The organism is Streptomyces rimosus subsp. rimosus (assembly GCF_000720725.1).
In the GTDB taxonomy this organism is placed as follows: Bacteria; Actinomycetota; Actinomycetes; order Streptomycetales; family Streptomycetaceae; genus Streptomyces; species Streptomyces rimosus_A.
Genome location: NZ_JOCQ01000036.1, coordinates 51,118 through 76,629 on the forward strand (window position 1 = coordinate 51,118; position 25,512 = coordinate 76,629).

The 25,512-nt window shown below is 70.6% G+C and carries 15 protein-coding genes; 8 read left to right on the plus strand and 7 right to left on the minus strand.

Translation table 11 applies throughout. The features are described from left to right. Window positions 1-96 precede the first annotated feature (96 nt). The 5 genes from IH45_RS0119860 to IH45_RS0119880 all read right to left on the minus strand — a co-directional run bounded on the left by IH45_RS0119860 (window position 97) and on the right by IH45_RS0119880 (window position 11,750). Window positions 97-1,518, minus strand: a complete 1,422-nt coding sequence (locus IH45_RS0119860) for a S28 family serine protease (protein WP_030669743.1) — start codon at window positions 1,516-1,518, stop codon at window positions 97-99. A 224-nt stretch (window positions 1,519-1,742) separates the two neighbouring features. After that, a complete protein-coding gene (locus tag IH45_RS0119865; protein WP_030669748.1) occupies window positions 1,743-5,534 on the minus strand; it encodes an ABC transporter ATP-binding protein in 3,792 nt (1,263 codons plus the stop codon). 113 nt (window positions 5,535-5,647) lie between these two features. After that, complete coding sequence (locus IH45_RS0119870; protein ID WP_030669750.1) at window positions 5,648-6,937, minus strand: esterase-like activity of phytase family protein; 1,290 nt, start codon at window positions 6,935-6,937, stop codon at window positions 5,648-5,650. Window positions 6,938-7,032: 95 nt separating this feature from the next. After that, complete coding sequence (locus IH45_RS0119875) at window positions 7,033-8,676, minus strand: penicillin-binding transpeptidase domain-containing protein (RefSeq protein WP_030669753.1); 1,644 nt, start codon at window positions 8,674-8,676, stop codon at window positions 7,033-7,035. A gap of 221 nt (window positions 8,677-8,897) precedes the next feature. Further along, window positions 8,898-11,750: a discoidin domain-containing protein gene (locus tag IH45_RS0119880; protein ID WP_030669757.1), complete on the minus strand. Its 2,853-nt coding sequence runs from the start codon at window positions 11,748-11,750 to the stop codon at window positions 8,898-8,900. Between the two features lie 206 nt (window positions 11,751-11,956). On the opposite strand from IH45_RS0119880, the gene IH45_RS0119885 reads away from it, so the two are divergent. The 5 genes from IH45_RS0119885 (at window position 11,957) to IH45_RS0119905 (ending at window position 18,975) form a co-directional block, all read left to right on the plus strand. Continuing rightward, the gene (locus tag IH45_RS0119885; RefSeq protein WP_030669760.1) at window positions 11,957-12,778 is read left to right on the plus strand and encodes an ATP-binding cassette domain-containing protein; all 822 of its coding nucleotides are present in this window, start codon (window positions 11,957-11,959) and stop codon (window positions 12,776-12,778) included. Then, entirely contained in the window at window positions 12,750-14,954 is a 2,205-nt protein-coding gene (locus IH45_RS0119890; protein WP_030669763.1) for a YhgE/Pip domain-containing protein, read from the plus strand. The genes IH45_RS0119885 and IH45_RS0119890 overlap by 29 nt, the downstream gene beginning before the upstream one ends. Window positions 14,955-15,100: 146 nt before the next feature. Beyond that, entirely contained in the window at window positions 15,101-15,703 is a 603-nt protein-coding gene (locus IH45_RS01000000143805; RefSeq protein ID WP_032917888.1) for a TetR/AcrR family transcriptional regulator, read from the plus strand. A gap of 175 nt (window positions 15,704-15,878) precedes the next feature. Then, a complete protein-coding gene (locus IH45_RS0119900) occupies window positions 15,879-17,621 on the plus strand; it encodes an NAD-dependent malic enzyme (protein ID WP_030669767.1) in 1,743 nt (580 codons plus the stop codon). Between the two features lie 397 nt (window positions 17,622-18,018). Next, the gene (locus tag IH45_RS0119905; protein ID WP_030669770.1) at window positions 18,019-18,975 is read left to right on the plus strand and encodes a nitroreductase/quinone reductase family protein; all 957 of its coding nucleotides are present in this window, start codon (window positions 18,019-18,021) and stop codon (window positions 18,973-18,975) included. Window positions 18,976-19,242: 267 nt separating this feature from the next. On the opposite strand, the gene kdpB is transcribed toward IH45_RS0119905, so the two are convergent. Together kdpB and IH45_RS0119915 are read right to left on the minus strand one after the other, a co-directional pair. Then, on the minus strand, window positions 19,243-21,441 hold the full coding sequence (kdpB, locus tag IH45_RS0119910; RefSeq protein WP_394298687.1) for a potassium-transporting ATPase subunit KdpB: 2,199 nt from the start codon (window positions 21,439-21,441) through the stop codon (window positions 19,243-19,245). Window positions 21,442-21,689: 248 nt separating this feature from the next. Then, window positions 21,690-22,805, minus strand: a complete 1,116-nt coding sequence (locus tag IH45_RS0119915; protein WP_394298688.1) for a DMT family transporter — start codon at window positions 22,803-22,805, stop codon at window positions 21,690-21,692. 107 nt (window positions 22,806-22,912) lie between these two features. Here IH45_RS0119915 and IH45_RS0119925 point away from each other — a divergent pair, with 107 nt between their 5' ends. From IH45_RS0119925 to IH45_RS0119935, 3 genes are all read left to right on the plus strand, one after another. After that, complete coding sequence (locus IH45_RS0119925; protein WP_030669787.1) at window positions 22,913-23,851, plus strand: LysR family transcriptional regulator; 939 nt, start codon at window positions 22,913-22,915, stop codon at window positions 23,849-23,851. A 188-nt stretch (window positions 23,852-24,039) separates the two neighbouring features. Then, entirely contained in the window at window positions 24,040-24,441 is a 402-nt protein-coding gene (locus IH45_RS1000000149365; RefSeq protein WP_030669790.1) for a hypothetical protein, read from the plus strand. Window positions 24,442-24,685: 244 nt separating this feature from the next. Further along, entirely contained in the window at window positions 24,686-25,153 is a 468-nt protein-coding gene (locus IH45_RS0119935; protein WP_032917882.1) for a hypothetical protein, read from the plus strand. Window positions 25,154-25,512 lie beyond the last annotated feature (359 nt).

A 25,512-nucleotide genomic window follows, 5' to 3' on the forward strand; every position in this document is an offset into this window, starting at 1 on the left:
CCACCCGGACCGGAGAAGGGCGCGGCTCCGCGGAACAGCGCGCTCCCGGCCCGGCACCGGCGGCCCTCGTCGGGCCGGCCGGTCAGCCGTTCCGCGTCACGGACGCAGCATCTGCAGCCGCGTGTCGTCCCGCTTGTCCAGCTTCTTGTCGAACGGAGCTTGCGGCGTGACCTTGGCACCCGGTGCCACGTCGAGGCCCGCCCACTCCAGCAGCCGCTCGGTCGCCTTCTTGCGGTCGGCCTCCCGCAGCTTCGCGATGTTCGAACCGTGGTTGCCGCCCGGCACCTTGAAGACGTACGAGTCCTCGGAGCCGGAGCCCAGCCGGAACGGCTCGGAGCTCCACGGGTCCCACTCGCCGTTCACGAACATCATGTGCTCCGCGTTGTGGCGCACCCACCGGTCGACGTCGCGCATCGCGTTCTTCTCGAACTTCATGGGGATGTTGCGCGGCACGAAGGTCCGGGAGTTGTTGATGCCCGGGTAGCGCAGCAGGTCCTTGAGGTGGTCGTACTTGTAGCCGGGCTCACCGAGCTGGGTGCCCGCCTGGTAGTAGTACGGCATGTTGGTCTCAAGGCCCTGGTCGGTGTAGCTGTCGAAGCCGCCGATCTTGTCGATCCACTTCCACAGTTCGTCCGTGGAGGCGGTCTTCTTGGGCACCTCGGCGCAGGCGGTCGCGGCCGGCTGGTACTGCCAGAAGCCGAAGACCAGGTCCGTGACCAGAACCTCGTAGGCCTTGTCGACGTTGCCGACGACCTTGAAGGTCTGCTTGTTCTCCTTCGCCCACTGCGTGTAGCGCTTGACCATCTCGCCGCGGCGCAGCAGCGCCTCGCGCTCCAGCGTGGCGAGGTCCTTGCGGCACTGCGCGGTGCCGACGGTGCGGAAGAACCGGTCGTACGCCGAGTCCTCGTCGTTGTTCACGTCGTTCGGCGCGACGTAGGCGACCGTGCCGTCCATGTCGTCCGGGAAGAAGCGGCGGTAGTACGTGGCGGTCATGCCGCCCTTGCTGCCGCCCGTGGCGATCCAGTTCTGGTCGTAGATCTTGTGCAGCGCCTCGAAGATGCGGTGCTGATCGTTGGCCGCCTGCCGGATGTTGAGCTTCTTCCAGTCGGCGGGCTGGGGCCGCGACGGTGTGAAGAAGCGGTACTCCATCGACACCTGGTTGCCGTCGATGATCTGCGTCGGCTCGCTGCGCCGCACGTCGGTGCTGACGTTGTAGCCGGAGGTGAAGAAGACCGTCGGCCGGTCGACGGACTTGTGCAGCAGGGTCAGCCGCTGCTGGAAGGTCCCCTTGGAGGGGTGCTGGTGATCGATCGGCTGGGTGTAGTTCAGGACGAAGAAGCGGTAGCCGTCGGCCGGCTTCTCCTGGACGAGACTCATCCCCGGGATCGCCAGGATCCGGTCCTTGATGTCGGTCGCCTTCGGCTTCGCGGCGGTGGCCGCCGTCGCCGACGCCGTGCCGGCACTCGCCGTGCCTATGAGCACCGCGAGTGACAGCAGGCATCTGATGGCCTTGCGCATGCACCCTCCCCTTGGGATAGCAAAGGTCGGGGTGAACCTATCGGCGCGACAACGGTCCCACCAGCCCCCTTTTTTCACAGGAGGCCGGTGGGACCGTCGTCGGAGCGGTCGGCGAACCGTCGCCACGGCAGGCGGCGAACTGCCGTACCGGTGATCAACGGCCGTTCCCCGCAAGGGCCGAGGCGGGTCGCGGCAGTCCGCCGGCAGGTCGCCGCGGTGGTACGTCAGGCCGCCACCGACTCCTCCTCGCCCGTGAATGTCCGCCAGAGTTCGGCGTACCGGCCGCCGCGGGCCAGGAGTTGCGCATGGGTGCCGTCCTCGGCGACGCGACCGTGGTCCAGGACCACGACCCGGTCGGCGCGGGCCGCGGTGGTCAGGCGATGTGCGACGACGAGTGTCGTACGGCGTCCGGACAGCCGGTCCGTGGCCTCGTTGACGGCGGATTCGGTGGCCAGGTCGAGGGCGGCGGTGGCCTCGTCGAGCAACAGGATGTCGGGGTCGACGAGTTCGGCGCGGGCGAGGGCGAGCAGCTGGCGCTGGCCGGCGGAGAGGTTGCGGCCGCGTTCGGCGACCTCGTGGAGGTATCCGCCGTCCAGCCCGGCGATCATGTCGTGCGCGCCGACCGCGCGGGCCGCGGCCTCCACCTCGGCGTCGGTGGCGTCCGGCCGCCCGTAGGCGATGGCGTCGCGGACCGTACCGGCGAACAGGTAGGACTCCTGCGGGACGACGCCGAGGCGGTGCCGGTAGCCGGTGAGGTCCAGTTCGCGCAGGTCGGTGCCGTCGACGCGGACGGCGCCCGAGGTCGGGTCGTAGAACCGCGCCACCAGCTTGACCAGCGTGGACTTGCCCGCGCCGGTCTCGCCGACGAAGGCGACGGTCTGCCCGGCGGGGATGGTCAGGCTGATGCCGGACAGCGCCGTGACGTCGGAGCTGCCGGAGCCGTCGGGGACGCCGGCCCCCGGGGAGGCGTCGGCGCCCGGCTCGTCCGTACCGCCGTACCGGAAGTGCACGTCGTCGAAGACGATCTCGCCTGCCAGCTCGCTCACCGCGCGCGGCCGCTCGGCCTGGGGCGTGGTGGTCGGTTCGCGCAGGAGTTCCTGGATGCGGCCGAGGGAGACGGCGGCCTGCTGGTAGCCGTCGAACACCTGCGAGAGCTGCTGTACGGGGGCGAAGAACAGGTCGATGTAGAGCAGGTAGGCGACCAGCGCGCCCGCCGTGAGGGTGCCCGCGCCGACCCGTCCGGCGCCGACGATCAGGACGAGCGCCGCGGCGGCGGAGGACAGCAGCTGGACGAACGGGAAGTAGACGGAGATCAGGAACTGGCCGCGGACCCGGGCCGCGCGGTAGGCGTGGCTGCGCTCCGCGAACCGGTCGGCGCCGCTGCGCTCGCGGCGGAAGGCCTGCACGATGCGCAGGCCGGCGACGCTCTCCTGGAGATCGCCGTTGACGACGCTGATGCGTTCGCGGGCCAGTTCGTACGCCTTGACGCTCTGCTTGCGGAAGAAGTACGTACCGATGATCAGCGGCGGGAGGGTGGCGAAGACGACCAGGGCCAGCTGGACGTCGATGACCAGGAGGGCGACGAGGATGCCGAAGAAGGTCAGGACGGAGACGACGGCGGTGACCAGGCCGGTCTGCAGGAACGTGGACAGGGCGTCCACGTCCGTCGTCATCCGCGTCATGATCTTGCCGGTGAGCTCGCGCTCGTAGTAGTCGAGGCCGAGGCGCTGGAGCTGCGCGAAGATCTTGACGCGCAGTGAGTACAGGACGCGTTCGCCGGTGCGGCCCGTCATGCGGTTCGAGCCGACCTGGGCCGCCCACTGGGCGAGTACGACGAACAGGGCCAGTCCGGCGGCCGTCCAGACGCCGGCCAGCTGCGCGCGCCGTACGCCGTCGTCGATGCCGTGCCGGATGAGGACGGGGAGCAGCAGTCCGGCCACGGCGTCCACGGCGACCAGCGCGAGGGCGAGGGCGAGCGGGCCGCCGAATCCGCGCAGGAGGCGCCGCAGCCCGTAGGACTTCTCGGGGCGGGCGGCCCGTTCCTCGTCGATGTCGGGGGTCTCGGTCGCGGGTGGGAGCGCGGCGACCTGGGCGAGGAGTTCGGGGGTGGCGGGCATGCCGGGGGCCGCGTCGGCTGCTCCGGTGCCGGGGCCGGTGTTCTTTTCCTTGCCGGTGCGGTCCCACAGTTCGGGGGTGATGCCCTGGACGCGGTGGTCGGGAGTGGGGTTCCCGGGCGTCGTGCCCGCCGGGTCGCGGTCGGTGCCGCCCAGTTCCTCCGGGTCGGTCAGCAGCCGGCGGTACAGCTCGCAGCGGTCCTCCAGCTCCTCGCGCGTACCGATGTCGACCAGCCGGCCGCCGTCCAGGACGGCGACGCGGTCGGCGAGGGCGAGGGTGGAGGCGCGGTGCGCGATCAGCAGCGTCGTACGGCCCGCCATCACGCCGCGCAGCGCCTCGTGGATCTCGTGCTCGACCCGGGCGTCCACGGCGGAGGTCGCGTCGTCCAGAACCAGCAGACGCGGGTCGGTGAGGATCGCGCGTGCCAGCGCGACCCGCTGGCGCTGTCCGCCGGAGAGGGTCAGGCCCTGCTCGCCAACCTCGGTGCCGTACCCGTCCGGCAGGGCGGATATGAACCCGTCGGCCTGTGCGGCACGCGCGGCGATACGTATCTGCTCGTCGGTGGCGTCCGGCGTTCCGTAGGCGATGTTGTCGCGCAGGGAGTCGGAGAACAGGAAGCTGTTCTCCGGTACGAGGCCGATGGCGGCGCGCAGCGATCCCAGGGAAAGGTCGCGTACGTCGTGGCCGCCGACCAGGACGCGGCCGGCGGTCGCGTCGTAGAAGCGCGGCAGCAGCAGTGAGACGGTGGACTTGCCGCTGCCGGACGTGCCGACGACGGCGACGGTCTCGCCGGGCTCGATGCGCAGCGAGAAGTCCTCCAGGACGGGGCGGCCGTTGCCGTAGCCGAAAGAGACGTTTTCGAACTCGACCGTGGCGGGCGCGTCGGCGGGCAGTTCGTGCGCGTCCGGGCGCTCCTCGATGACCGGTTCGGTGTCGACCAGCTCGAAGACCCGCTCCACGCCGGCCCGTGCCTGCTGCCCGACGGTCAGCATCATCGCGAGCATCCGCACCGGCGCGACGAGCTGGGCGAGGTAGGTGGAGAAGGCGACGAAGGTTCCGAGGGTGATCTGCCCGTTGGTGGCCAGCCAGCCGCCGAGGGCCAGCATGGCGACCTGGCCGAGGGACGGCACGGCCTGGAGGGCGGGGGTGTAGCGGGCGTTGAGCCGTACGGTACGGAGCCGGCCGGCGAACAGGCGGCGGCTGACCGTGCGCAGTTTGCCGGCCTCCTGCTCCTCCTGGCCGAAGCCCTTGACGACGCGGACGCCGGAGACCGCGCCGTCGACGACGCCCGCGACGGCGGCGGCCTGTCCCTGGGCGTACCAGGTGGCGGGGTAGAGGCGGTTGCGGCTGCGCTGGGCGATGAACCACAGCGCGGGGGCGACGGCGAGCGCGACGACGGTGAGCATCGGGGAGAGCACCACCATCACGACCAGGGAGATCGCAAAGAGCAGCACGTTCCCGATCATCATCGGGAGCATGAACAGCAGGCTCTGGATCAGCTGCAGGTCGCTGGTGGCGCGGCCGACGACCTGGCCGGTGCTCAGCTCGTCCTGCCGGTGCCCGTCCAGCCGCGCGATCGACCGGAACATCCTGGTGCGCAGGTCGTGCTGGACGTCGAGGGCGAGCCGTCCGCCGTAGTAGCGGCGGACGTACGTCAGTCCGTAGACGGCGAGCGCGGCGACGATCAGCAGGGTCGCCCAGGGTGCGAGGGGGCGTTCATGGCTGACGATCACATCGTCGATGATCAGTTTCGGGATGAGCGGGACCAGGGCCATCACGCCCATTCCGGCGAGTGACGAGCCGAGCGCGAGCAGTACGTCCTTCTTGTACTGCCAGCACAGCCGTGTCAGCCGCCGCGCCCAGCCGCCCTGTCTCGATGGTTCGGTCCCCGTCCCCGTCACGCACTGCCTCCCGCATCTCGTCGTTCACCAGGAGGCACCAACGCTGTGGGCAGCGGATTTCATCCCGCTGCAACATTTCGGGGCGCCGGCGGTGACGTACGGAGACGGAAGGCTCAGTGGCCGCCGGGGCGCACCGTCAGCTCGTAGAGGCGGGTGGTCTGCTTCGGGCTCTCGTTGTCGTCGCTGACCAGGAGGAGGCGCAGCCGTCCGCCGGGGGCGCGGCCGGTGACCGTCATGCCTTCGATGTTGTCCAGCAGCGGATTGGTCTGCGGCTGGTGGGCGGGGGCGCCCAGGGAGGGGCAGGCACCGAGGTCGGCGAGGAGTTTTTTGTGGGCGGGGCGGACGGTCTTGCCGCCGGGCAACTCCGTGACGCCGCTGACGTCGGCGGCGCGACGCGGGTCGGCGAGGTAGAGGCGCACGGTGTTGCCGACGCCGGCCGTGAAGCCGCGTTCCAGAACGAGGAGCCGGCCGTCGGTGAGAGCGGCGATTTCGGAGACGCCGAGTCCGGCGTCCACCGGATACGCGTACTGCTTGGCGAGCCGGTACGGAGCGGGTCCGGACCCGTACGACGCGGAGCCGGGCCGGGGCGCCACGGCGCCCGGCCGGGCACCACGCCGCTGCCAGGTCTGGAAGCGCACCAGCGGGCGGCCCGCCGTGTCCTTGCCGTCGCCGGTGAGCTGTCCTTCCATGGCGGCGGTGAGCGTGCCGCCGCCGGGCCTGAGGGCAAGGCCCTCGAAAGTCTGGTTGCTCTGGGCCCGCCCGGCCGGCGCGACCCGTAGGGCGTCGGGGACGGGCAGGCGTCCGAGGAGCGTGCCGGAACGGTCGTAACGCCGTACGGAAGGCTCGGTCTCGGACGAGACGAGGTAGGTGCCGCCCGGCTCGACGGCCAGGCCCTCGGCGTCGAGGACGGCGCCCTTCTCGTCGGTGATCTTGGCTGTCCGTACGGGCCGGTGGGTCCGCCCGCTCAGGCCGATCAGTACGGAACGGTCGGATACGGCGGCGATGGAGCCGTCGGTGTCGCGGGCGAGGGCGGAAAGGTTGCCGACGAAGGTGCCCTGGAAGGTGGTCTTGTCCAGGGCGTCGGAGTAGCGGTCGATGGAGACGGACGGGGAGCAGGCGTGGCCGCGGCCCGCCCCCGGGCGGTTTTCGCTTCCGCTCGCGGGCGAGTTGTCCGTACATTTGCTGTCCGTGCATGACGCGCCCGCGCGGACCGAGGCGGCGGTTGTTCCCGCGCCCCCGGCAGCGCCGGCCGGCCCGTTCGGCGCGCCGGCCCGGGCCGAGTCCCGCGCGGTCGGGGCCGTCGGGTCCGGTGCCGCCGTCGGGGCTCCGTCGGCGCACGCCGTGATACAGCCGACGGCCAGCACTGCTGCGGTGACACGGACAACCGCGGAACGTACGCGCACGAGGGGTCCTCCCGTTTCGTCGACGCCCGGGGGCGTCCGCCCCCGGGCTGCGGGCAGGCCCCGACGCGGGCACGCCCCAGTGTCGACCCTTCCCCTCAGCGGCTCGCCGCGAGCACCCTTCGGACAATCGGTCCCGCCGCGTCGCCGCCGTGGCCACCCTGCTGGACGACCGCGGCCGCCGCGGCGTCGTTGCGGTAACCGAGGAACCAACTGTTGGCGTCACCCTGGCCGTCGGCCTCCGCCGAACCGGTCTTGGCGCCGATGTCGCCGCCGAGTCCGGCCATCGCCCGCGCGCCGGTGCCGCTGACGGCCGTGCGCCGCATCATGGCCCGCAGCTGCGCGGCGACCGAGGACGGCAGCGCCCGGCCCGCTCGCGCGACCGGCCGGTCGTCCAACTCGCGGTCGACCAGGATGGGCTGGGAGAAGTATCCGGCCTTGGCGGTGGCGGCGACGGACGCCATGTTCAGCGGGTTGGCCTGGACGCGGCCCTGGCCGATCAGGGCCGCCGGGGTGTCGGGGCCGTCGCTCTGCGGCACGCTGCCGTCGAACGTCGGTATCCCGACCTTCCAGTCCTTGCCCAGCCCGAAGACCTCCTGCGCCTCGCCGCTCAGGTCCGCGCCCGAGATCCGGTCGGCCAGGCCGATGAAGGCGGTGTTGCAGGAGCGCGCGAAACTGTCGGCGAACGTACCGCCGTTGATCTGGAACATGCCCTGGTTGTGGAAGGACCGCCCGCCCGCCGAGGCGTACTTCGGGCACTCCACGCCCTTGCCCGCGGAGACCAGGCCTTTCTCCATGAGCATCGCGGCGGTCACGACCTTCATCGTGGAACCGGGCGCCAGCCGCCCCTGGAACGCCGCGTTGAACTGGTCCGAGCGGTGGTTGGCGACCGCGAGGATGTCCCCGCTGCCCGGCTTGACCACGACGACGGACGCTTCGCGGTAGTCCTTGACCGCCGCCTCGGCGGCCCGCTGCACGTTGGCGTCCAGCGTCGTGCGGAGCGTTCCGGCCCGGCCCTTGACGATGGTGTGCAGCGTCTTGCCCGGCTCGCCCCCCTCACTCACGACGCGCACCTCGATGCCCTGGACGCCGCCCGCCTTCTCCCCGTAACTCTCCCGGAGGGCGGGCAGGATGGCGCCGAGCGACGGGAGGTCGGCGCCGTCGAGTTCGGTGCCGTTGCGGTCGACCGCCTTGATGGGCGGCGCGCCGTCCGAGCCGGTCCGCAGGCTCTCGCCGCGCCGCAGGTCGGGGTGGACCACGCCGGGCTGCCAGTCGACGAGGGCCTTGCCGGTGGTCTTGCCGCGTACGACGTGCAGCGCGGAGTCGTACGCCCAGGTCGCGTGTTTCGCCTCGTCACCCTTGCCGACCGTCAGCTCGGCGGTGATGTGGAACGGCACCTTCGCGTCGCCGGCCTTGCCGGCCTCGAACGTCACCTTCGACACATGCGCTTCGTCACGGAATCCGGTCAGGGCCTGGCGCGCGCCCGCGGCGTTGTCCGTGAGGAGCGCGGCGGACTCCACGTCGCCCTTGCTCCAGGCGGCGAGGAAGCCGCGCGCCGTGTCACGTATTTCTTCCTCGGACGGGGGTCCGGTCTGTCTGGACGCGGTGGTACCGGCGGATGTTCCGGACGATCCCGCGCCCTCACCGGCGAACGCCTCGTAGACGTTGTAGGCCCCCACGCCGACCAGGCCCACCACCGCGGCGGTCACCCCGCCGACCACGCACTTCGCAGCCGTACGCACAGTCCCTCCCCAGGTCAGACACACCGTGCGTGTCCGGACACTATGTGACGGAAGGAGTCACAGATGTCTCATTCAGGGGACGGATTGGTCACTTTCGGTCCAGACCAATGGCTGTGTCAGGTAGGAGCAGCCCAGGTCGGAGCGTCGCCGACCTGGGCCGTTTCGTTCTGAGCCGTTCCCGGCCCGGGCCGTTCCCGAGGAAAGGCCCGGGCCGCCCCGGGCTACTTCCCCGTCGCCGGGTCAGCGGCCTTCTGCACGGTCAGCTCCGCGAGACCGGGGCGCTGCCCGCCCTTCTTCGCCGCGTCGGCGCCGTGCACCGTGAGCCGGACATAGCGCGCCGTCGTACGGCCGTCGTATCCGGTCCCGTACCAGTGCTTGCCGTCCGTCGATACCTGTGCGACGTACGAGGCGGGCTCGCCGCCCTTCCAGTGCGGGGTGATCTGGCCGATGCGCGAGGGCTTGCCGAGGTCGACGGTCAGGGTGCCGTCGGAGCTGTCCGGCACCCAGGAGGTGGCCGCGTTGCCGTCCACGGCGGCGCCCGCGTACATGCCGGACTCCTCCGAGGTGGCCTGCGCCGTCCGGCACCGGGCCACGTTGTCCGTCGCCGCGAGGTCGGGACGGCGGGTCTTGAGCGTCAGCGGCACGCCACGGCTCACCACCCGCTCGCCCTCCGGCGACTCGACGCGCATCGGCGCGCCGGCCGTCAGCCGCACCGTCGTGCTGTGCGCGCCGATCTCCACGTCGTACGTACGTCCCTGCCAGCGCAGCCCGCGCAGCGTGACGCCGTCGGAGAGCTGCGGCGGCAGCATCGGGTCCAGGTGTACCCGGTCCTCTCGCATGCGCAGGCCGGTCAGGCCGTTGGTGAAGGTCTGCAGGAAGCCGCCCTTGCCGGTGAGGAAATCCTGCGCGGGCGATCCGGCGTGCGGGTCGCCGGCGCCCGCCTTGTCGCCGCGCGCCTCGGAGAACTGGTGGAAGGCGCCGCGCACGAACGGCTTGATGGAACGCATCAGGTACGTGTACGTCGAGCAGCCCGCCTCACCCGTTCCGGCGGCGGCGATGGCGTGCACCGAGTCGGTCATGGCGGGGCCGTCCGGGTCGGTGCGTGCCGCGTAGTGGTCCAGCGTGTTGATCTTGGCCCGCTGCGACATCGGCCATTCCAGCGGATACATGAGGAGTACGGTGTCGGCCTGCTTGATCGTCGTGCCCCGGTACCCGTCGTACTGCTCGAAGACGTCGTTCTTCGCGTCGTACGGGATGCGGATGTGGTCCGCGATCTCCTTCCAGGCGGCGGGGGCCCGCTGCCCGAGGAGCGCGGCGGCGCGGCCGGCGTTGCGCAGCGCGGTGACCGCGCCGGCGTTGGTGAAGACACCGTCGTCGACGCCGTTGCTGTACTCGTCCGGCCCGGCCACGTTCTTGATCGAGTAACTGCCGTCCGCGTTGCGGGTGACCCGGGACGCCCAGAATTCCGCGATGCCCTTCATCACCGGCCAGCCGCGTTCGCGCAGCCAGGTGGTGTCCTTGGTGGCGAGGTAGTACTGCCAGGCGGCCAGCGAGACGTCGCCCATCAGGTGGTTCTGCGTCTTGCAGTGCGGCGGGTCCCAGCTGTGGCACTCGTTCCACAGGTCGCCCTTGCTGCCGCTGGTCCACGGGTAGAACAGGCCCTTGTAGCCCAGCCTCTTCGCGTTGGAGGCGGCTCCGGCCATGGTCTTGTAGCGGTAGTCCACGACGGACTTGGCGAGTTCGGGGTGGGCGGCCAGCAGGCCGGGGTACATCCAGGTCTCGGCGTCCCAGAAGATTTCGCCGGCGTAGTTGTCGCTGGTCAGTCCGGCCGGGCTGATGCTGTTGCCGCTGCCGGCGCGGGTGCTGGAGAGCAGTCCGTACTGCGCCGCACGAACCCACGACTGCAACTCCCGCTGCCCGCGCCCGCGTACCTCGACATCGCTGCGCCACAGCTTCTGCCAGGCGGCGGCGTGGCTCCGGTAGAGGGCGTCCCAGCCGCGGTTCGCGGCCCGCTGCGCGGCGTCGGTCGCGGCGCTGCGCGGGGTACGGGAGGTGAGCGCGGTGTCGACGCCGACGTACTTGGTCAGTTCGTAGGAGCGTCCGGCCCGTACGGGGAACGTGACGCTCTGCTGGTTGCCCAGGTCCTTCGCGGCACCCGCGCGCCGCGCCGTCATGCCCTGTGCGCGGACCTGCGGGCCGGGGCGCAGGGTCGAGGCGACCGCGCCGTCCGTCTTCGTGCCGTCCGTACGGAAGGTCACGTCCATCGTCCGGCCGTCCGGACGCGCGCCGCCGCCGGTCTGCGTCATACGGCGCGCGCCGCGCCCGTCGAGGCGGTCGGTGACGGTGGCCCGGCCGCCCCAGTGCGGGGTCATGCGCAGCCGTACGGCGCCGGTGTGCGCGCTGGTGCGGTCGGCGAGCACGTCGTACACGAGGTCGGTGGCGCGGCCGTCGGCGGCCGTCCACGTCAGAGATGTACGGACGATTCCGCAGCGGATGAACTGGGTCTGGCGGTAGTGGGAGATGCGGCCGGCGGGGGTCGCGGAGTCGAAGGTCTGCGGGCGGTCGCCGCCGGCGGTGACATCGAGGCCCGTCCACGTGGGCAGCGCGGCGATGGCCTGGCGGCCCTCCAGCTTCTCGGGGCCGCGCGCGTACAGGCCGGACACGAAGGACCCGTCGTAACGGGGCGTTTTCAGCGGCCAGCCGGTCGTCTCGCCGGGGGCCGAGTATCCGGCGCCGTTGGGCGCTATTCGCTGGCCGAGGTAGCCGTTGCCGACGAAGGCGTGGTGGCCGTCCTTCGGATCGATGCGGGTGGCGGTGGGGGTCCAGCCATCACCGTCGTCCGCGGCGCCCGGCTCTCCGGCACTCCCTCCCTGGCCGCCGCTCCGGGATTTTTCCTTGCTGAAACGTTCCAGCTCCTGTGGGGAACAGGAGGCCGAGCCGACGGGAGCCGTAGCGGCAGCGCTGGCCGCGGGGGCATGTCGTACCGGCGCGGAGGCTGCGGCCGACGCCGATGGCAGTGTCGTGACGAGGGTCCCCGCGAGGAGCGGGGCGATCAGTTTGGCCGAGTGAGTCATCGGTCTCCGTCGCAAGTGTCCTGCCGGTGCGGACCGGGCGCACAGCACCACGGACCACACCGAGAACATCACCAACAAACGCCCCAAAAGCATCGGAGCGCCCCACCCGCCACATGACGGAGTTCACAGGATCGCGTGCTGATTGGTCAATAGGCCCGTCCATACGGCACACTTTTAGACTGACCAGTCAGAACAAAGGAGGGGCTGTGGACACCACCCGCCAGGGGGCGGCGGTCAACGCCAGGGGAATCGGAGTGAAGGGTCCACGGGGGTGGGCGTTCAGAGACGTCCACATCACCGCGGACCCGGGTTCACTGATCGCCGTCGAGGGCCCGTCGGGTTCCGGCCGCACCTGTCTCCTGCTGGCGCTCACCGGCCGCATGAAGCTCGCCGAGGGCCACGCCACGGTCGCCGGCTTCCCTCTCCCCAAGCGCATGGGAACGGTGCGCAGCCTGACCGCCATCGCGCACGTGCCCGGGGTCGCCGACCTGGAACCGGCCCTGACCGCGGGCGAACACCTTGAGGAACAGGCCCTGTTGGGCCGCCGGATGGCCGGTTCGCTGGGCGCCCGGCTGCCGTGGGGCCGCCGCCACAAGGAGGCGACGCGGGCCCGCGTCGACGCGGCGCTGGCGGCCGTCGGACTCGATCCCGCAACGCTGCCCAAGGGACTGCGCACGGCGGTACGGGACATGGAGCGCATCGAGGCGCTGCGGCTGTCGGTCGCGCTGGCCGTCATGCACGGCCCGCGGCTGGTGGCCATCGACGACGCCGACCTCAAGCTGTCCGCGGACGAGCGTTCCCAGATGTGGCAGATGCTGCGGGACCTGGCACTGAACGGCACGACGGTGGTGGCCGCGGCCAGCACCGCTCCCGGCGACGCGATCGTCGTCCGTACGGCGCCCGCGGCCGCGAAGTCGCACACGCAGGCGCCCGCCGCCCCCACCGCTTCGACCACCGGCCAGGCCGGTACGACCGACATCCACGAGGAGGAAGCAGCCCATGCGCTCGCCGAAGCTCGCCGCGCTTGAACTCAAGCGCTTCGGCAGGGGCAAGCTCCCCCGGCTGGGCCTCGTCGCCCTGATGCTGATCCCGCTGCTGTACGGCGCGCTGTACCTGTTCTCGTTCTGGGACCCGTACGCGAACCTGGACAAGATCCCGGTCGCGCTCGTCAACGATGACAAGGGCGCCACCGCCGGCGGCAAGAAGATCCAGGCGGGCGACCAGCTCGTCAAGAACGTCAAGGACAGCAACACGTTCAACTGGGAGGAGGTCAGCGCCGCCGACGCCGCGAAGGGCGTCGAGAACGGTACGTACTACCTCTCCCTGACTGTCCCGAAGGACTTCAGCGAGCGGATCGCCTCCAGCTCCGGCGACCACCCGGAGACGGGCGCGCTCCAGGTCCGTACGAACGACGCGAACAACTACATCGTCGGGTCGATCTCCAAGACGATCTTCTCGGAGATCCGGGCGAAGACCTCGGCGAAGTCGTCGCGGGAGTTCTTCGACAAGATTTTTGTGTCGTTCTCGGATCTGCACGACAAGACGCAGCAGGCTGCGGACGGCGCCGGCAAGATCGACAAGGGCCTGGGCGACGCCAAGAAGGGGTCGGACGACCTGTCCGACGGCCTGGGCAGGCTGGACAAGGGCTCAGGTGATGTCAGCAAGGGCGCGGGCACGCTGCACGACAAGGCCGGCCAGCTGAGCAAGGGCGCCAGCGACGTCAACAAGGGCGCCACCACCGCGAGCGCGAAGGCCAAGCAGCTCGGCGAAGGCGCGGCCAAGGTGGCCGCCGGCACGCAGCAGCTCGCCAGTCAGGTCAACGGGCTGGCGCACAAGGACCTTCCCTTCCTCAAGAAGCACGGCAAGGAGATCGCCGACGGGGCCCGTGGCCTCGCCGACCTCATGAAGGCGGTCGACGAGGACCTCGGCAAGCTGCCCGGGAACTCGGCCAAGGCCGTCCAGAAGGCCCGGCAGAACGCCGAAGACGCTGCGGCGCTGTACAAGAAGCAGTGCGGTGCCGCTGACGCGGACGCAGTCGACTGCGCCAAGTTGAAGGGGATAGCTGACGGCACCGCCGCTGGCCTGGAGCTCGCCAAGAAGGTTGACGGCGCCATCGCCCAGACGGACCTGCAGCCGCTGCACGCCAAGCTGCGGGAGGTACGGCAAGGCGCCGAGATGGTCGCCGATCAGGTTCCGTACATCGTGAAGAACGCGGACACTTCCCTGAGCAAGATCAACGAGCTCAATCAGGGCGCCCTCCGGCTCTCTCAGGGCGCCGGGCAGTTCGCACAGGGCATCAACGCCCTTGTCGACGGCACCGGTCAGGTGGCCGACGGCGCGGGGAAGATCACCGACGGCGCGGGCAAGGTCGCCGACGGCGCAGGCAAGGTTCACGAGGGTGTCGGCTCCGCCAAGGACGGCATCGACAAGCTCAGCGGCGGCATCTACAAGCTCAAGGACGGCTCCAACCAGCTCGCCGGCAAGCTGGACAGCGGTGTCGCGCAGATCCCCGACTACGACAAGAAGGACCGCGACGCCCGCACCGAGGTCATGTCCAACCCGGTCGAGCTGGCCTCCAAGTCGATGCACAAGGCGCCGAACTACGGCACCGGGCTCGCCCCGTACTTCATTCCGCTGTCCCTGTGGGTCGGTGCGATGGTCGCGTACATGCTGCTCGCGCCGCTCGGCAAGCGGGCGCTCGCCGCGGGGGCGCCGGGCTGGCGGATCGCGCTGGGGTCCTGGCTGCCGGCCTTCGCCATCGGCGTCGTGCAGGTGCTGGCCCTGATGGCCGTTCTGCACTGGGGGCTCGGCCTGGAGATGGAGCGCGCGGGAGCCACCATCGGCTTCCTGCTGCTGGCGACGGCCGCGTTCACCGCGATCATTCAGTTCTTCGGCGCGCAGTTCGGCCCGGCGGGCCGCGTCCTGACGCTGGTCGTGCTGATGCTCCAGCTGACGTCGGCGGGCGGCACGTACCCGGTGCAGACCAGCCCCGGCTTCTTCGGCGCGATCCACCCGTTCCTGCCGATGAGTTACGTGGTGGACGGCCTGCGCCGGCTCATCACCGGCGGTGACCTCGGCATCGTGTGGCAGGGTTCCATCGTCCTGGCCGCGTTCACGGTCGGCGCGCTGGCGCTCACCTCGCTGACCGCGCGCAGCCGGCAGGTCGTACGGATGAAGGACCTGCACCCGGAACTGAGCCTGTGAGCGTGCGAACCGAGCGCCCCCGCCGGCACGGGGGCGGCGCCACCAGCGGCGCCGCCCCCGGCCCCGGGGCGCGTGCTGCCGAACACGGGGCGCACAAGGCAGGCCCCGAGCCCCGCGACGCCGCTCCGGCCGTTTCCGGTCCCGGGCTGCGCCGCGGCGCCACCCGGCGCAAGCTGTTCGACGCCGCGGTCACGCTCATCGCCGAACAGGGCTTCTCCGCCACCACGGTGGACGAGATCGCCGAGCGCGCCGGTGTCGCCAAGGGCACCGTCTATTACAACTTCGCCAGCAAGAACGTCCTCTACGAGGAGCTCCTGCGGGACGGCGTCGACCTGCTCGCCACCTCCCTCCAGGAGGCCGCCGACCGGGCCGTACACGCGGGCGGCACCCGGGTCGACGCGCTGGACGCGATGATCCGGGCCGGGCTGGACTTCATCGCCGGCTCGCCCTCCCTGACCCAGCTGTACGTGGCCGAGCTGTGGCGCACGAACCGGGTCTGGCAGCCGACGCTCCAGTCCGTACGGGGCCGGGCGGTCGCCGTCGTCGAGTCCGTACTGCGGGACGCCGTCGCCGTCGGCGAACTGAGCGAGGAACTCGACATCCCCCTGACGGCGTCCGCGCTCCTCGGCATGGTGCTGGTGGCGGCGCTGGACTGGCTCTCGTTCCAGCCGCACCGTTCGGTGGAGGACGTGCACGCCTCCCTGTCCCGCCTGCTCCAGGGCCGGGTCAGCCCCGTGCGGCCGGGGTAGCCCCATACAGTCGGAGTAACCCCATGCGACCGGAGTAGCCCAGCTTCCGCGTAAGCAGCGTAAGCACAGGCCAGAGCCCCGTTCCCGTATCCACCGGATGCGGGAGCGGGGCTCTCGCGCGAGACTGGCGGGGGACGCGGAGCGGGGGTACGGGGGTGAATGGGAGTGCGGGCGTATGGGCAGACAGCCGCGGCTGCCGTCGGTGATGAGCGACCCGCTGACCAACCGCGGGACCGCCTTCACCGCCGCCGAACGCGACCGTCTCGGTCTCGTCGGCCGGCTCCCCGACGCGGTGCTCACCCTGGACCAGCAGGCGCGGCGCGCGTACGAGCAGCTGCGGCGCCAGCCCGACGACCTGGCCGCGTACATCAACCTGGAGCAGCTGCACGACCGTAACGAGGTCCTGTACTACCGGCTGCTCACCGACCACCTGACCGAGTTGCTGCCCATCGTCTACGACCCGACCGTGGGCGAGGCGATCAAGACGTACAGCCACGAGTACCGGCGCCCGCGCGGTGTCTTCCTCTCCATCGACCGGCCACGCGATCTGCGCCGCTCGTTCGAGGAGCTGGAGCTCGGGACGGACGAGGTCGACCTGGTGGTGGTCACGGACGCCGAGCAGATCCTCGGCATCGGCGACTGGGGCGTGCACGGCATCCAGATCTCCGTGGGCAAGCTGGCGGTGTACACGGCTGCCGCGGGCATCGATCCCGCGCGCTGCCTGGCGGTGGTCCTCGATGTCGGCACCGACAACGAGACGCTGCTCAACGATCCGCTCTATCTGGGCGTACGGCACAGCCGGGCGCGCGGCGAACGCTATGACGCGTTCGTCGCCGCGTACCTGGACACGGTCTCGACGCTGTACCCGGACGCACTGCTGCACTTCGAGGACTTCGGTGCGGGCAACGCCCGGCGCTTCCTGGAGCGGTACGGCGAGCACTACCGGATGTTCAACGACGACATGCAGGGCACCGGCGCGATCACGCTCGCGGCCGTCCGGTCGGCGCTGAACGTCACCGGATCGCGGTTCTGCGAGCAGCGCGTCGTGGTGTTCGGGGCCGGTACGGCCGGGGTGGGCATCGCCGACCAGCTGCGCGAGGCGATGGTCCGCGACGGCCTGGACGAGGACGAGGCCACCCGCCGTTTCTGGCTCGTCGACCGTCCGGGCCTGCTGCTGGACGACATGGACGACCTGCGCGACTACCAGCGCGGCTATGCCCGTCCCAAGGGGGAGGTCGAAGGGTGGACCGGTGGGGAAGATGGGCCGAGTAGTACTGGTGGGTCGGGTGGGCCGGGTGGGGCAGGCGGTGATGCGGGCGGTGCCGCGGAGGGCCAGGGAATCGGCCTGCTGACGACCGTACGGAACGTGCGCCCCACCATCCTCATCGGCACCTCGACCGTACGCGGAGCCTTCACCCGGCAGATCGTGGAGGAAATGGCGCGGCACGTCGAGAAGCCTGTCATTTTCCCACTTTCCAACCCGACCGAGAAGATCGAGGCGATGCCCGCCGACCTGCTGCGTTGGACCGACGGCAAAGCGCTGACGACGGCGGGCATTCCGGTGGAGCCCGTGGAGATCGAAGGGGTACGGCACGTCATCGGCCAGGCCAACAACGCCCTCGTCTACCCGGGGCTCGGACTGGGCGTGGTGGTGTCGCGCGCCGAGCGGCTGACGCCCGGCATGCTGCTGGCCGCCGCCGAGGCGGTCGCGGGTCAGGTGGAAGGCGGCGGGCCCGGTGCGCCGCTGCTGCCGCAGGTGGAAAATCTGCGCGCTTCTTCGGCGGCCGTCGCGGTGGCGGTGGTACGGGCAGCCGTCGAGGAAGGTGTCGCGCGCGTCGCTCCGGACGATGTCGTACAGGCGGTACAGGACGCGATGTGGCAGCCGGTGTACGGGGAGAATCCGCGAACGTCCGGTTGACGGAGCCGTCGGCGAATGGGTCTAATGTTGACGCGTGTGCGCGTGACGTCGGCCAAAGAGCAGTGGGCCGGCCGGCAGTCGGGCGACACACCTATTCTCAAGGACCACGCATGAGTTCATACTTTGCGGACTTCTCAGGCTGCGCCTGACATCAGCGGCGGGCGGGGCGTGCTCGGCACGTCCGTATGCCGTTCCTCGTGTTGCATCGAGCGTTGCGAGTTCTCCCATCCGTGATGGATGAGTGACGTCTGCTCCGGACGAGGTGCGCGTGCGGTGGCCGCACGCTTTCTGCGCCCCCTTTCTTCCTCCCTCTTTCACTTTTACCGCGGTGATGACGACGGCTGCGCTGCCTCGCGGCCCGTCACGCGGACGGCGCTTCACGGAGAGCAATATCAGCATGCCGAATTCCTTCAATCAATCGGTCATCGACGAGTTCCGTTCCAATGCGGGGAAGGTCGGCGGCCCCTTCGAGGGCGGTGACCTGCTCCTGCTGACCACCACCGGCGCGAAGTCCGGCAAGCCGTACACCACGCCCCTCGGCTATGTCCGCGACGGTGACCTCCTGCTGGTCGTCGGCTCCAACCTCGGCGGGCCCCGTCACCCCGACTGGTACCACAACCTGCTCGCGCACCCGCAGGTCCGCGTGGAGGTCGGCACCGAGACGTACGAGGCGATCGCGGTGCCGGCCGAGGGCGAGCGCCGGGACCGGCTGTTCGCGCAGGCGGTACGGGTTGCGCCCGGGTACGCCGATTACCAGGCCAGGACCGCCCGTACCCTGCCGGTCGTGGTGCTGGAGCCCGCCGAGCCCGAATACGAGGAGGCGGACGGCGAGGTGCTGCACGAGGTCACCACTCTCGCCGACAAGCTCATTCAGGTTCATACGTGGCTGCGCGCGCAGTTGCGGCACGTACGCGCCGAGGCCGAGGCCCACCTATTGGCGCGGGCGGCACACCAGGGGCCGGGGGAACCACCGGCGCCGGGACTCGGGCTGCAGATTCGGCAGCATTGCCTGGCGTTCTGCCAGAGCCTGGAATTCCACCACACCGGCGAGGACGCGCACGTGTTCCCCGCGGTCGGCCGTTACCACCCCGAACTGCTTCCGGCGCTCGACCGGTTGCAGGAGGAGCACCGGGCGATCGCCCGTATCCAGGCCGACTTGCTCACCTTGCTCGCGGGCATCGGAAATGCCGACCCGGGGCCGGGTCCGGACCCGGAACAATTCCTCGCCGAACTGGAGCGGATGTCGGAAGAGTTGCTGGCACATCTCGCCTATGAGGAGGAGCAGGTGATTCCGGCCCTGGCGGAGGTTCCCTGGCCGCCGGTGGCGCCGGGATCGGCGCCGGCAGCATCGTAGGTACAACCAGATGGAGGTGCCGGAGTGGGCCGGGAGGACGAGCGGGGTGAACCAGGTACACGGACCGAGGTGAACCAGGTTCACGAGCCGGGGTGAATCAGGTACACGGGCCGGAGTGAACCAGGTACACGTGCCGGTCCGGAACAGCGAAGCCCGGCCCGGCACGTCCGGCCCGGCACGCCCGGGCGCGCCGGGCCGGGTCGGCCCGTCCGGGGCAGCACGTCCGGCCCGGCCCCTCCGGCCGGCTCCACCACGCACCCAGTCCCGTCACATTCCCGGCACCACCTGTAGAAGCAGATCGATGAGCTTGATGCCGAGAAACGGCGCGACCAGTCCGCCCAGCCCGTACACCCCCAGGTTCCGGCGGAGCAGCGCGTGCGCGGAGGCCGGCTGGTAGCGGACGCCGCGCAGGGCCAGCGGTATCAGCGCCACGATGATCAGCGCGTTGAAGATGATGGCCGATGCGATGGCCGAGGTGGGGCTGTGCAGGCCCATGATGTTGAGCGCCCCGAGCCCGGGGTGGACGGCGGAGAACATGGCGGGCACGATCGCGAAGTACTTCGCCACGTCGTTACAGATGGAGAAAGTCGTCAGCGCACCGCGCGTGATCAGCAGCTGCTTGCCGACGGCGACGATCTCGATGAGCTTGGTCGGGTCGGAGTCCAGGTCCACCATGTTCCCGGCCTCTTTCGCCGCCGAGGTCCCGGTGTTCATGGCCACGCCCACGTCCGCCTGGGCGAGCGCGGGCGCGTCGTTCGTCCCGTCGCCCGTCATTGCGACGAGGTTGCCGCCCTCCTGTTCCCGCCGGATGCGCGCCAGCTTCTGTTCGGGCGTGGCTTCCGCGATGTAGTCGTCCACGCCGGCCTCCGCGGCGATGGACCGGGCGGTCAGCGGGTTGTCGCCGGTGACCATCACCGTCTTGATGCCCATGGCCCGCAGTTCGGCGAAGCGGCGCGCGATACCGTCCTTGACCACGTCCTTGAGGTGGACGGCGCCGAGCACCCGCGCGCCGTGCCGGTCGGCGACCGCCACGAGCAGGGGCGTACCGCCGCCCGCCGCGATGGAGTCCACGATCCAGCCCGCCTCCGGTGGCACCTGCCCGCCCAGCCGCGTCACCCAGTCCCGTACCGCCCCGGCCGCTCCCTTGCGTACGAGACACCCACCCGACCAGGCCAGATCAACCCCGCTCATACGGGTCTGCGCGCTGAACGCCACCCAGCGCGCGGCTCCCATCTCCCCCTCCGTACGGGCCCGTATCCCGTACTTCTCCTGCGCCAGCGCCACGATGGACCGGCCCTCCGGTGTCCCGTCGGCGAGCGAGGAGAGCTGGGCGGCGTCGGCGAGCTGGGCGTGCGGGACACCGTCCAGCGGTACGAAGGAATGGGCGCTGCGGTTGCCGTACGTGATCGTGCCGGTCTTGTCGAGGAGAAGGGTGTTCACGTCCCCGGCCGCCTCGACGGCCCGGCCGGACAGCGCCAGGACGTTGCGCTGGACGAGCCGGTCCATCCCGGCGATGCCGATGGCCGACAGCAGTGCGCCGATGGTCGTCGGGATGAGGGTGACGAGCAGCGCGATCAGTACGGTCAGCGGCTGGGCGGCACCCGCGTAACCGGCCATCGGCTGGAGCGAGACCACGGCCAGCAGGAAGACGACGGTGAGCGCGGCGAGCAGGATGTTCAGCGCCAGCTCGTTCGGGGTCTTCTGCCGGGTGGTGCCTTCCACGAGCGCGATCATGCGGTCGAGGAAAGTCCTGCCGGGGCGGGAGGTGATGCGGATGACGATGCGGTCGGAGAGCACCGTCGTACCGCCGGTGACCCCGGAACGGTCACCGCCCGCCTCGCGGATGACCGGGGCCGATTCACCCGTGATCGCCGACTCGTCGACGGACGCGGCGCCCTGCACCACTTCGCCGTCGCCGGGAACCGTCCCGCCCGCGTCCACGACGACGATGTCGTACGGCTGAAGCTCGGCGGCCGGTACCGCCTCCTCCTCGTACTCCCACTCCCCCATCCCCACCCGCCAGCTGCGCAGCCGCCGCGCGACGGTGTCGCCGCGCGTCCGGCGCAACGTTTCTGCCTGCGCCTTGCCGCGTCCTTCCGCGACCGCTTCGGCCAGGTTCGCGAAGACGAGGGTGAGCCAGAGCCAAACGCTGATCGTCCAGGCGAAGACGCTCGGGTCGAGGACGGCCGAGAGCGTGGTGAGCAGCGCGCCGGCGGCTACGACGAACAGCACGGGGTTACGGACGAGCGTTCTTGGGTGCAGCTTGCGGAGGGCGTGCGGGAGGGAGGAGAGGAGGTGGGTGGGGGTTAGGGGGTTGGGTGTGGTTGGGCGAGTGGGGGTGGTGGGGGTATCGGAGGAAGTGGGGTTAGGGGCGTCGGAGGAAGTGGGATTAGGTGTGTCGGTGGGGACGGTGGTGTCCCTGGGGGACGCGGGGGTGTTCTGCTTGTCCGGAGCCAGAGGCTGCATCGACGGGAGCTTTCGGGGCGGCGGTATGGGAGGTATCGGGGGAAGGGCGCTGCGGGTGGGAGCCCTGTGGTGAAGGGCTCTGAGGGGGAGCTCTGTGGTGAAGGGCTCTGAGAGGAGAGGCCTGGGTGTGCCTCTCCTCTGGATGGGCTCACTCAACCGTCCCTACACGCCGCCCCGCGCCCCCCTGACGCTCCCCTGTCGCCCAACCCGGTTCGCCTTACGGCCCTTTGACGTCGCCCCGCGCACAATCACCGCCCGGGCGGGCGTACGATCCGCTGCGCGCGCCCGGCGTCCGTACGGGCGTACGATCCGCTCCGTACGCCCCGCCGCCTCGATCCACGCCCCACGCACCACACCACCAGAACCACCAGCGCGCACCCCCCGAACTGGACCGCCGTGGGCCGCTCGCCGACCGCCACCCCGAGTCCGATGGCCATCACCGGTTGCATAAGCAGCAGTGCCGCGCCGACGTTGGGCGCCAGGCGCGGGAGTGCCGGCGTCATCACCAACCAGGCCAGCACCTGTCCGACGAGTGCGAGCGTGGTCAGCCACCCCCAGGCGCGCGCGTCGAGGGAGAAGTCGATGCCGGTCCACGCCGCGCCGAGCAGCGCGGCGGCGCCTGCGGCCGCCGCGGTGGACGTGCACACCGGGTCGGCCGTATGGCCCTGGCCGCCGCCGAGCCGCATCAGGAAGAGGTAGCCCGCGTACCCGCAACCCGCGACCAGGCCGAACACCGCGCCGGTCACGGGGGCGCTGCCCGTCTCCGGAGCGCCGAGGGCTCCGGCGGCCAATGCCACTCCCAGCAGCATGACGGGCGTCGCGACGACGAAGCGCCGCGGTACGGGGGTACGGGTGAACACGCGCGCCAGCAACGGGAAGATCACCACCTGGATGTTGATGACCACGGTGGCGATGGACGCGCCCACACTGTGGATCGCCGCTGCCCAGAAGACGTAATCGATGCCGAGCAACACGCCCGCCGCCAGGTCCAGGCGCCGCAACCGCCACGCCCGCGGCCCTGCCGCCCGCCGCTCCGCGAGCGCCAGCGGCACCAGGACGAGAAGCGCGATGGCGCACCGGAAGAACGCGGCCGTCCCCGCGCTCGTACCGGACAGCTTGACGAACACGGCGGAAGCGGAGATGCAGAGGCTGCCGCCGAGCACCATGAGTACGGGGTTTCCGCGGAGGCCTGCGCGATGCGGAGGCTCAGCGTGATGCGGAGGCCCCTCGGCGCGATCCGGTTGCCCGCCGCGGTGCGGATGCTCACCGCGCACGTCGCCCCCGCTCGGCGCCTCCTCGCCCCCGCCGTCCGTGCGCCGTACCTCGCCGCCCCGGGCTTCCGAGTCGTCCTCTCGTACCGTCATGCCTCCACCCTGGCCACCCCCACCCCTGAACAAAAGCGACGATCTGTCATCACAACTCGGCAATTCCGCTTAAGCATTGCCGGTCCATCCGTCGCTAGCCTGCTCTGATGATCAACTTGGAGCGGCTGCGCGCCCTTGCCGCGGTGGACACCCACGGTTCCATCGCACGGGCGGCACAGGCCCTGCACATCACGCCGTCCGGTATGAGCCAGCAGCTGAGCAAGCTGGAACGGGAATGCGGGCACCGCCTCACGGAGCCGGAGGGGCGCAGCGTACGGCTGACCCATGCCGGCCGGGTGCTCGCGGACCATGCGGCCGCGGTCATGTCCCAACTGGCCGCGGCCGAGGACGATCTCGCCGCGCTGGATGACGAAGTTCTCGGCCCGCTCCGGATAGGCGCCATCGGCAGCGCCATACGAACCCTGCTACCTGCCACATTGGCCGCACTGACCACACGCCACCCCCGACTCGCCCCCACGGTGCGTGACGGTGAGGTGGCCGAACTGCTCCCCGCACTCCTGCGCGGCGACCTCGACCTGCTCCTCATAGAGAACTGGTCGAACCGGCCGCGGCACCTGCCGGAAGGCGTGGCCGTACGCACGCTCGTCACCGAAGAAGCACAGGTGGCGCTCCAGGAGGCGCACCCGCTCGGCGACCGGCCCATCCTCCGCCTTGCCGACCTCGACGGCATGCCGTGGGCGGCCTGTCCGCCCGGGGCCGAGCCGCGCGAGGCACTCGTACAGGCCCTGCGTACCTGCGGCGTCGAGCCAGCCCTCCGCTACAGCATCAGCGACCACGCCACCCAGCTCACCTTGGTGGCCGCCGGACTGACCGCCGCGCTCGTCCCCGCAGCGGCCTGCCGCCACGCCCCGCCCGGCGTCCGATTCCTGCCCACCGATCCGCCGCTCCGGCGCGAAGTCCAGGCGGCCTGGCGCCCTCGTACGGAGACCCCGCCTGTACGCGTGTGCCTCGACGCCCTCACGCACGCGTCCACCACCCGACTCGGCGATCTTGGTGTGGGGGATGCGGCTGAGTCGGCGATGTGAAAGCCGTGGGTTCCGTGGATGCAGACGTGGCGGCAGTGGGCTCCGTGGGTGCAGCGGGCTCAGCGCAGCCCAAATCTCACCGCCGCCGAGAACCGATCGCGCGAAAGCGACGTGGGTTAAGTTGGCCACTGCTGATGCAAACGCCAGCACCGTGACCGGCAGAACCACCACCTAAGGAGGGGCAATTCATGGCAGATTCTGACATCCCGGGCCATGTTTCCGGCCAACCGCCCACACCTCCCCCTCCCCCGCCGCCACCCCCGCCCCCACCACACGCGGGCCCGGCGGACAACGGCCCGCGACCGGTCCCGTCCACCCCGGAGGAAGCGCGGGAAATCGGCCGGCACCACTTCCCCGAGGTCGGCTCGCCCGGCGGCCCGTCCGGCCTGTTCGTCCACGAGTTCGACGTCGGCTACCTCGTACGCGCGAGTTGGCCGGCCCCGACGGACCCGCAGGCGCCACCGGCCGACCCGGGCGGCAGCAGCGTGGCCATCTCCAAGATCAACGGAGATGTGACCTTTCTGCCGAACCATCCTCCGGAGGAGGCCGTGAAGATCTACCACCGGTGGTATCGGCCCAGCACTTCGTGAGGGCACGCAAGTCCTGACGGGCTAGAACCTGATGGCGCGTGGCCCGACGAGGCAGGACCTGCCGAAGAGGACTCGAAGCAGGGCCCGAAGCAGCGCGGCTGCCCTTCGGTGTCGCATCGATGTCCGGCCTCGTACGGACCCTTGGCAACATCTAGACTTTGGCATGAACATCTCTTTGGGCAGCACCTGAAGAAGGCACGGACAACTCGGGGGCGTTGTGGGAGCAGGTGGGTTCCAGACCGAGGTGGAGTCCCTGAAGGCGGAGGGCACCAACTTCGTCAAGCTGGGTGAGGACTTCCAGGCATCGGTCGTACGGCTGATGGACGGGCTGAGCGCGCTGGGCGCGGGCCCGCCGGGCACACAGGCGCCGGGCGGCGACCAGAAGGAGCCGGAGAAGTCGTTCGGTCAGCAGTTCATGAGCGGGCTGACGACGTTCGACAGCAAGGCGGACATGCCGCCGTGGGGCGATGACGACATCGGCGAGAAGTTCGGTGTCGTCTACGAGGGCGTACGCGACGGCATGTACGAGTCGATGGGCCATCTGTCCTCGAAGCTCCAGGAGATCGGCAAGGCGCTGAACTCCATGTCCAAGAATTACGCGGAAGGCGAGGACTTCAGCGACTCACTGATCAAGCAGCACGTGCCCAATCCGCAGGACCCCAACGCCTCGGTCAAGCTGATCTCGCACTTGGAAAAGCCCAAGACGCACTGACGGGCAGGGCCGGCAGGACATCCGACCCCGCAAACCCCGCAGACCCGGCAGACCCGGCAGGTCCGCGAGGCGGCGGACGGCGGACGGCGGCGGACACCCGGATACGTGTCGGCCGTACGCAACCAGCCACCGCCCACCGCCGCCCACGGTCCCGCCGGTTCACCGCCATCCGCCTCGCCGTCACCACCGTCCGTCTCGCCGTCACCGCCACACCGTCACCACCGCCACCGCCGGTCACCGGCGTGTCGCACACGCACGTTCACGGGGGAGTTTCGTCTTGTCTCTCATGCTGCCGGATCCGCTGGAGTGGGTCCTGGACATGCTCGGTTTCAACTGGCCGCATGCCGACGAGGACAAGC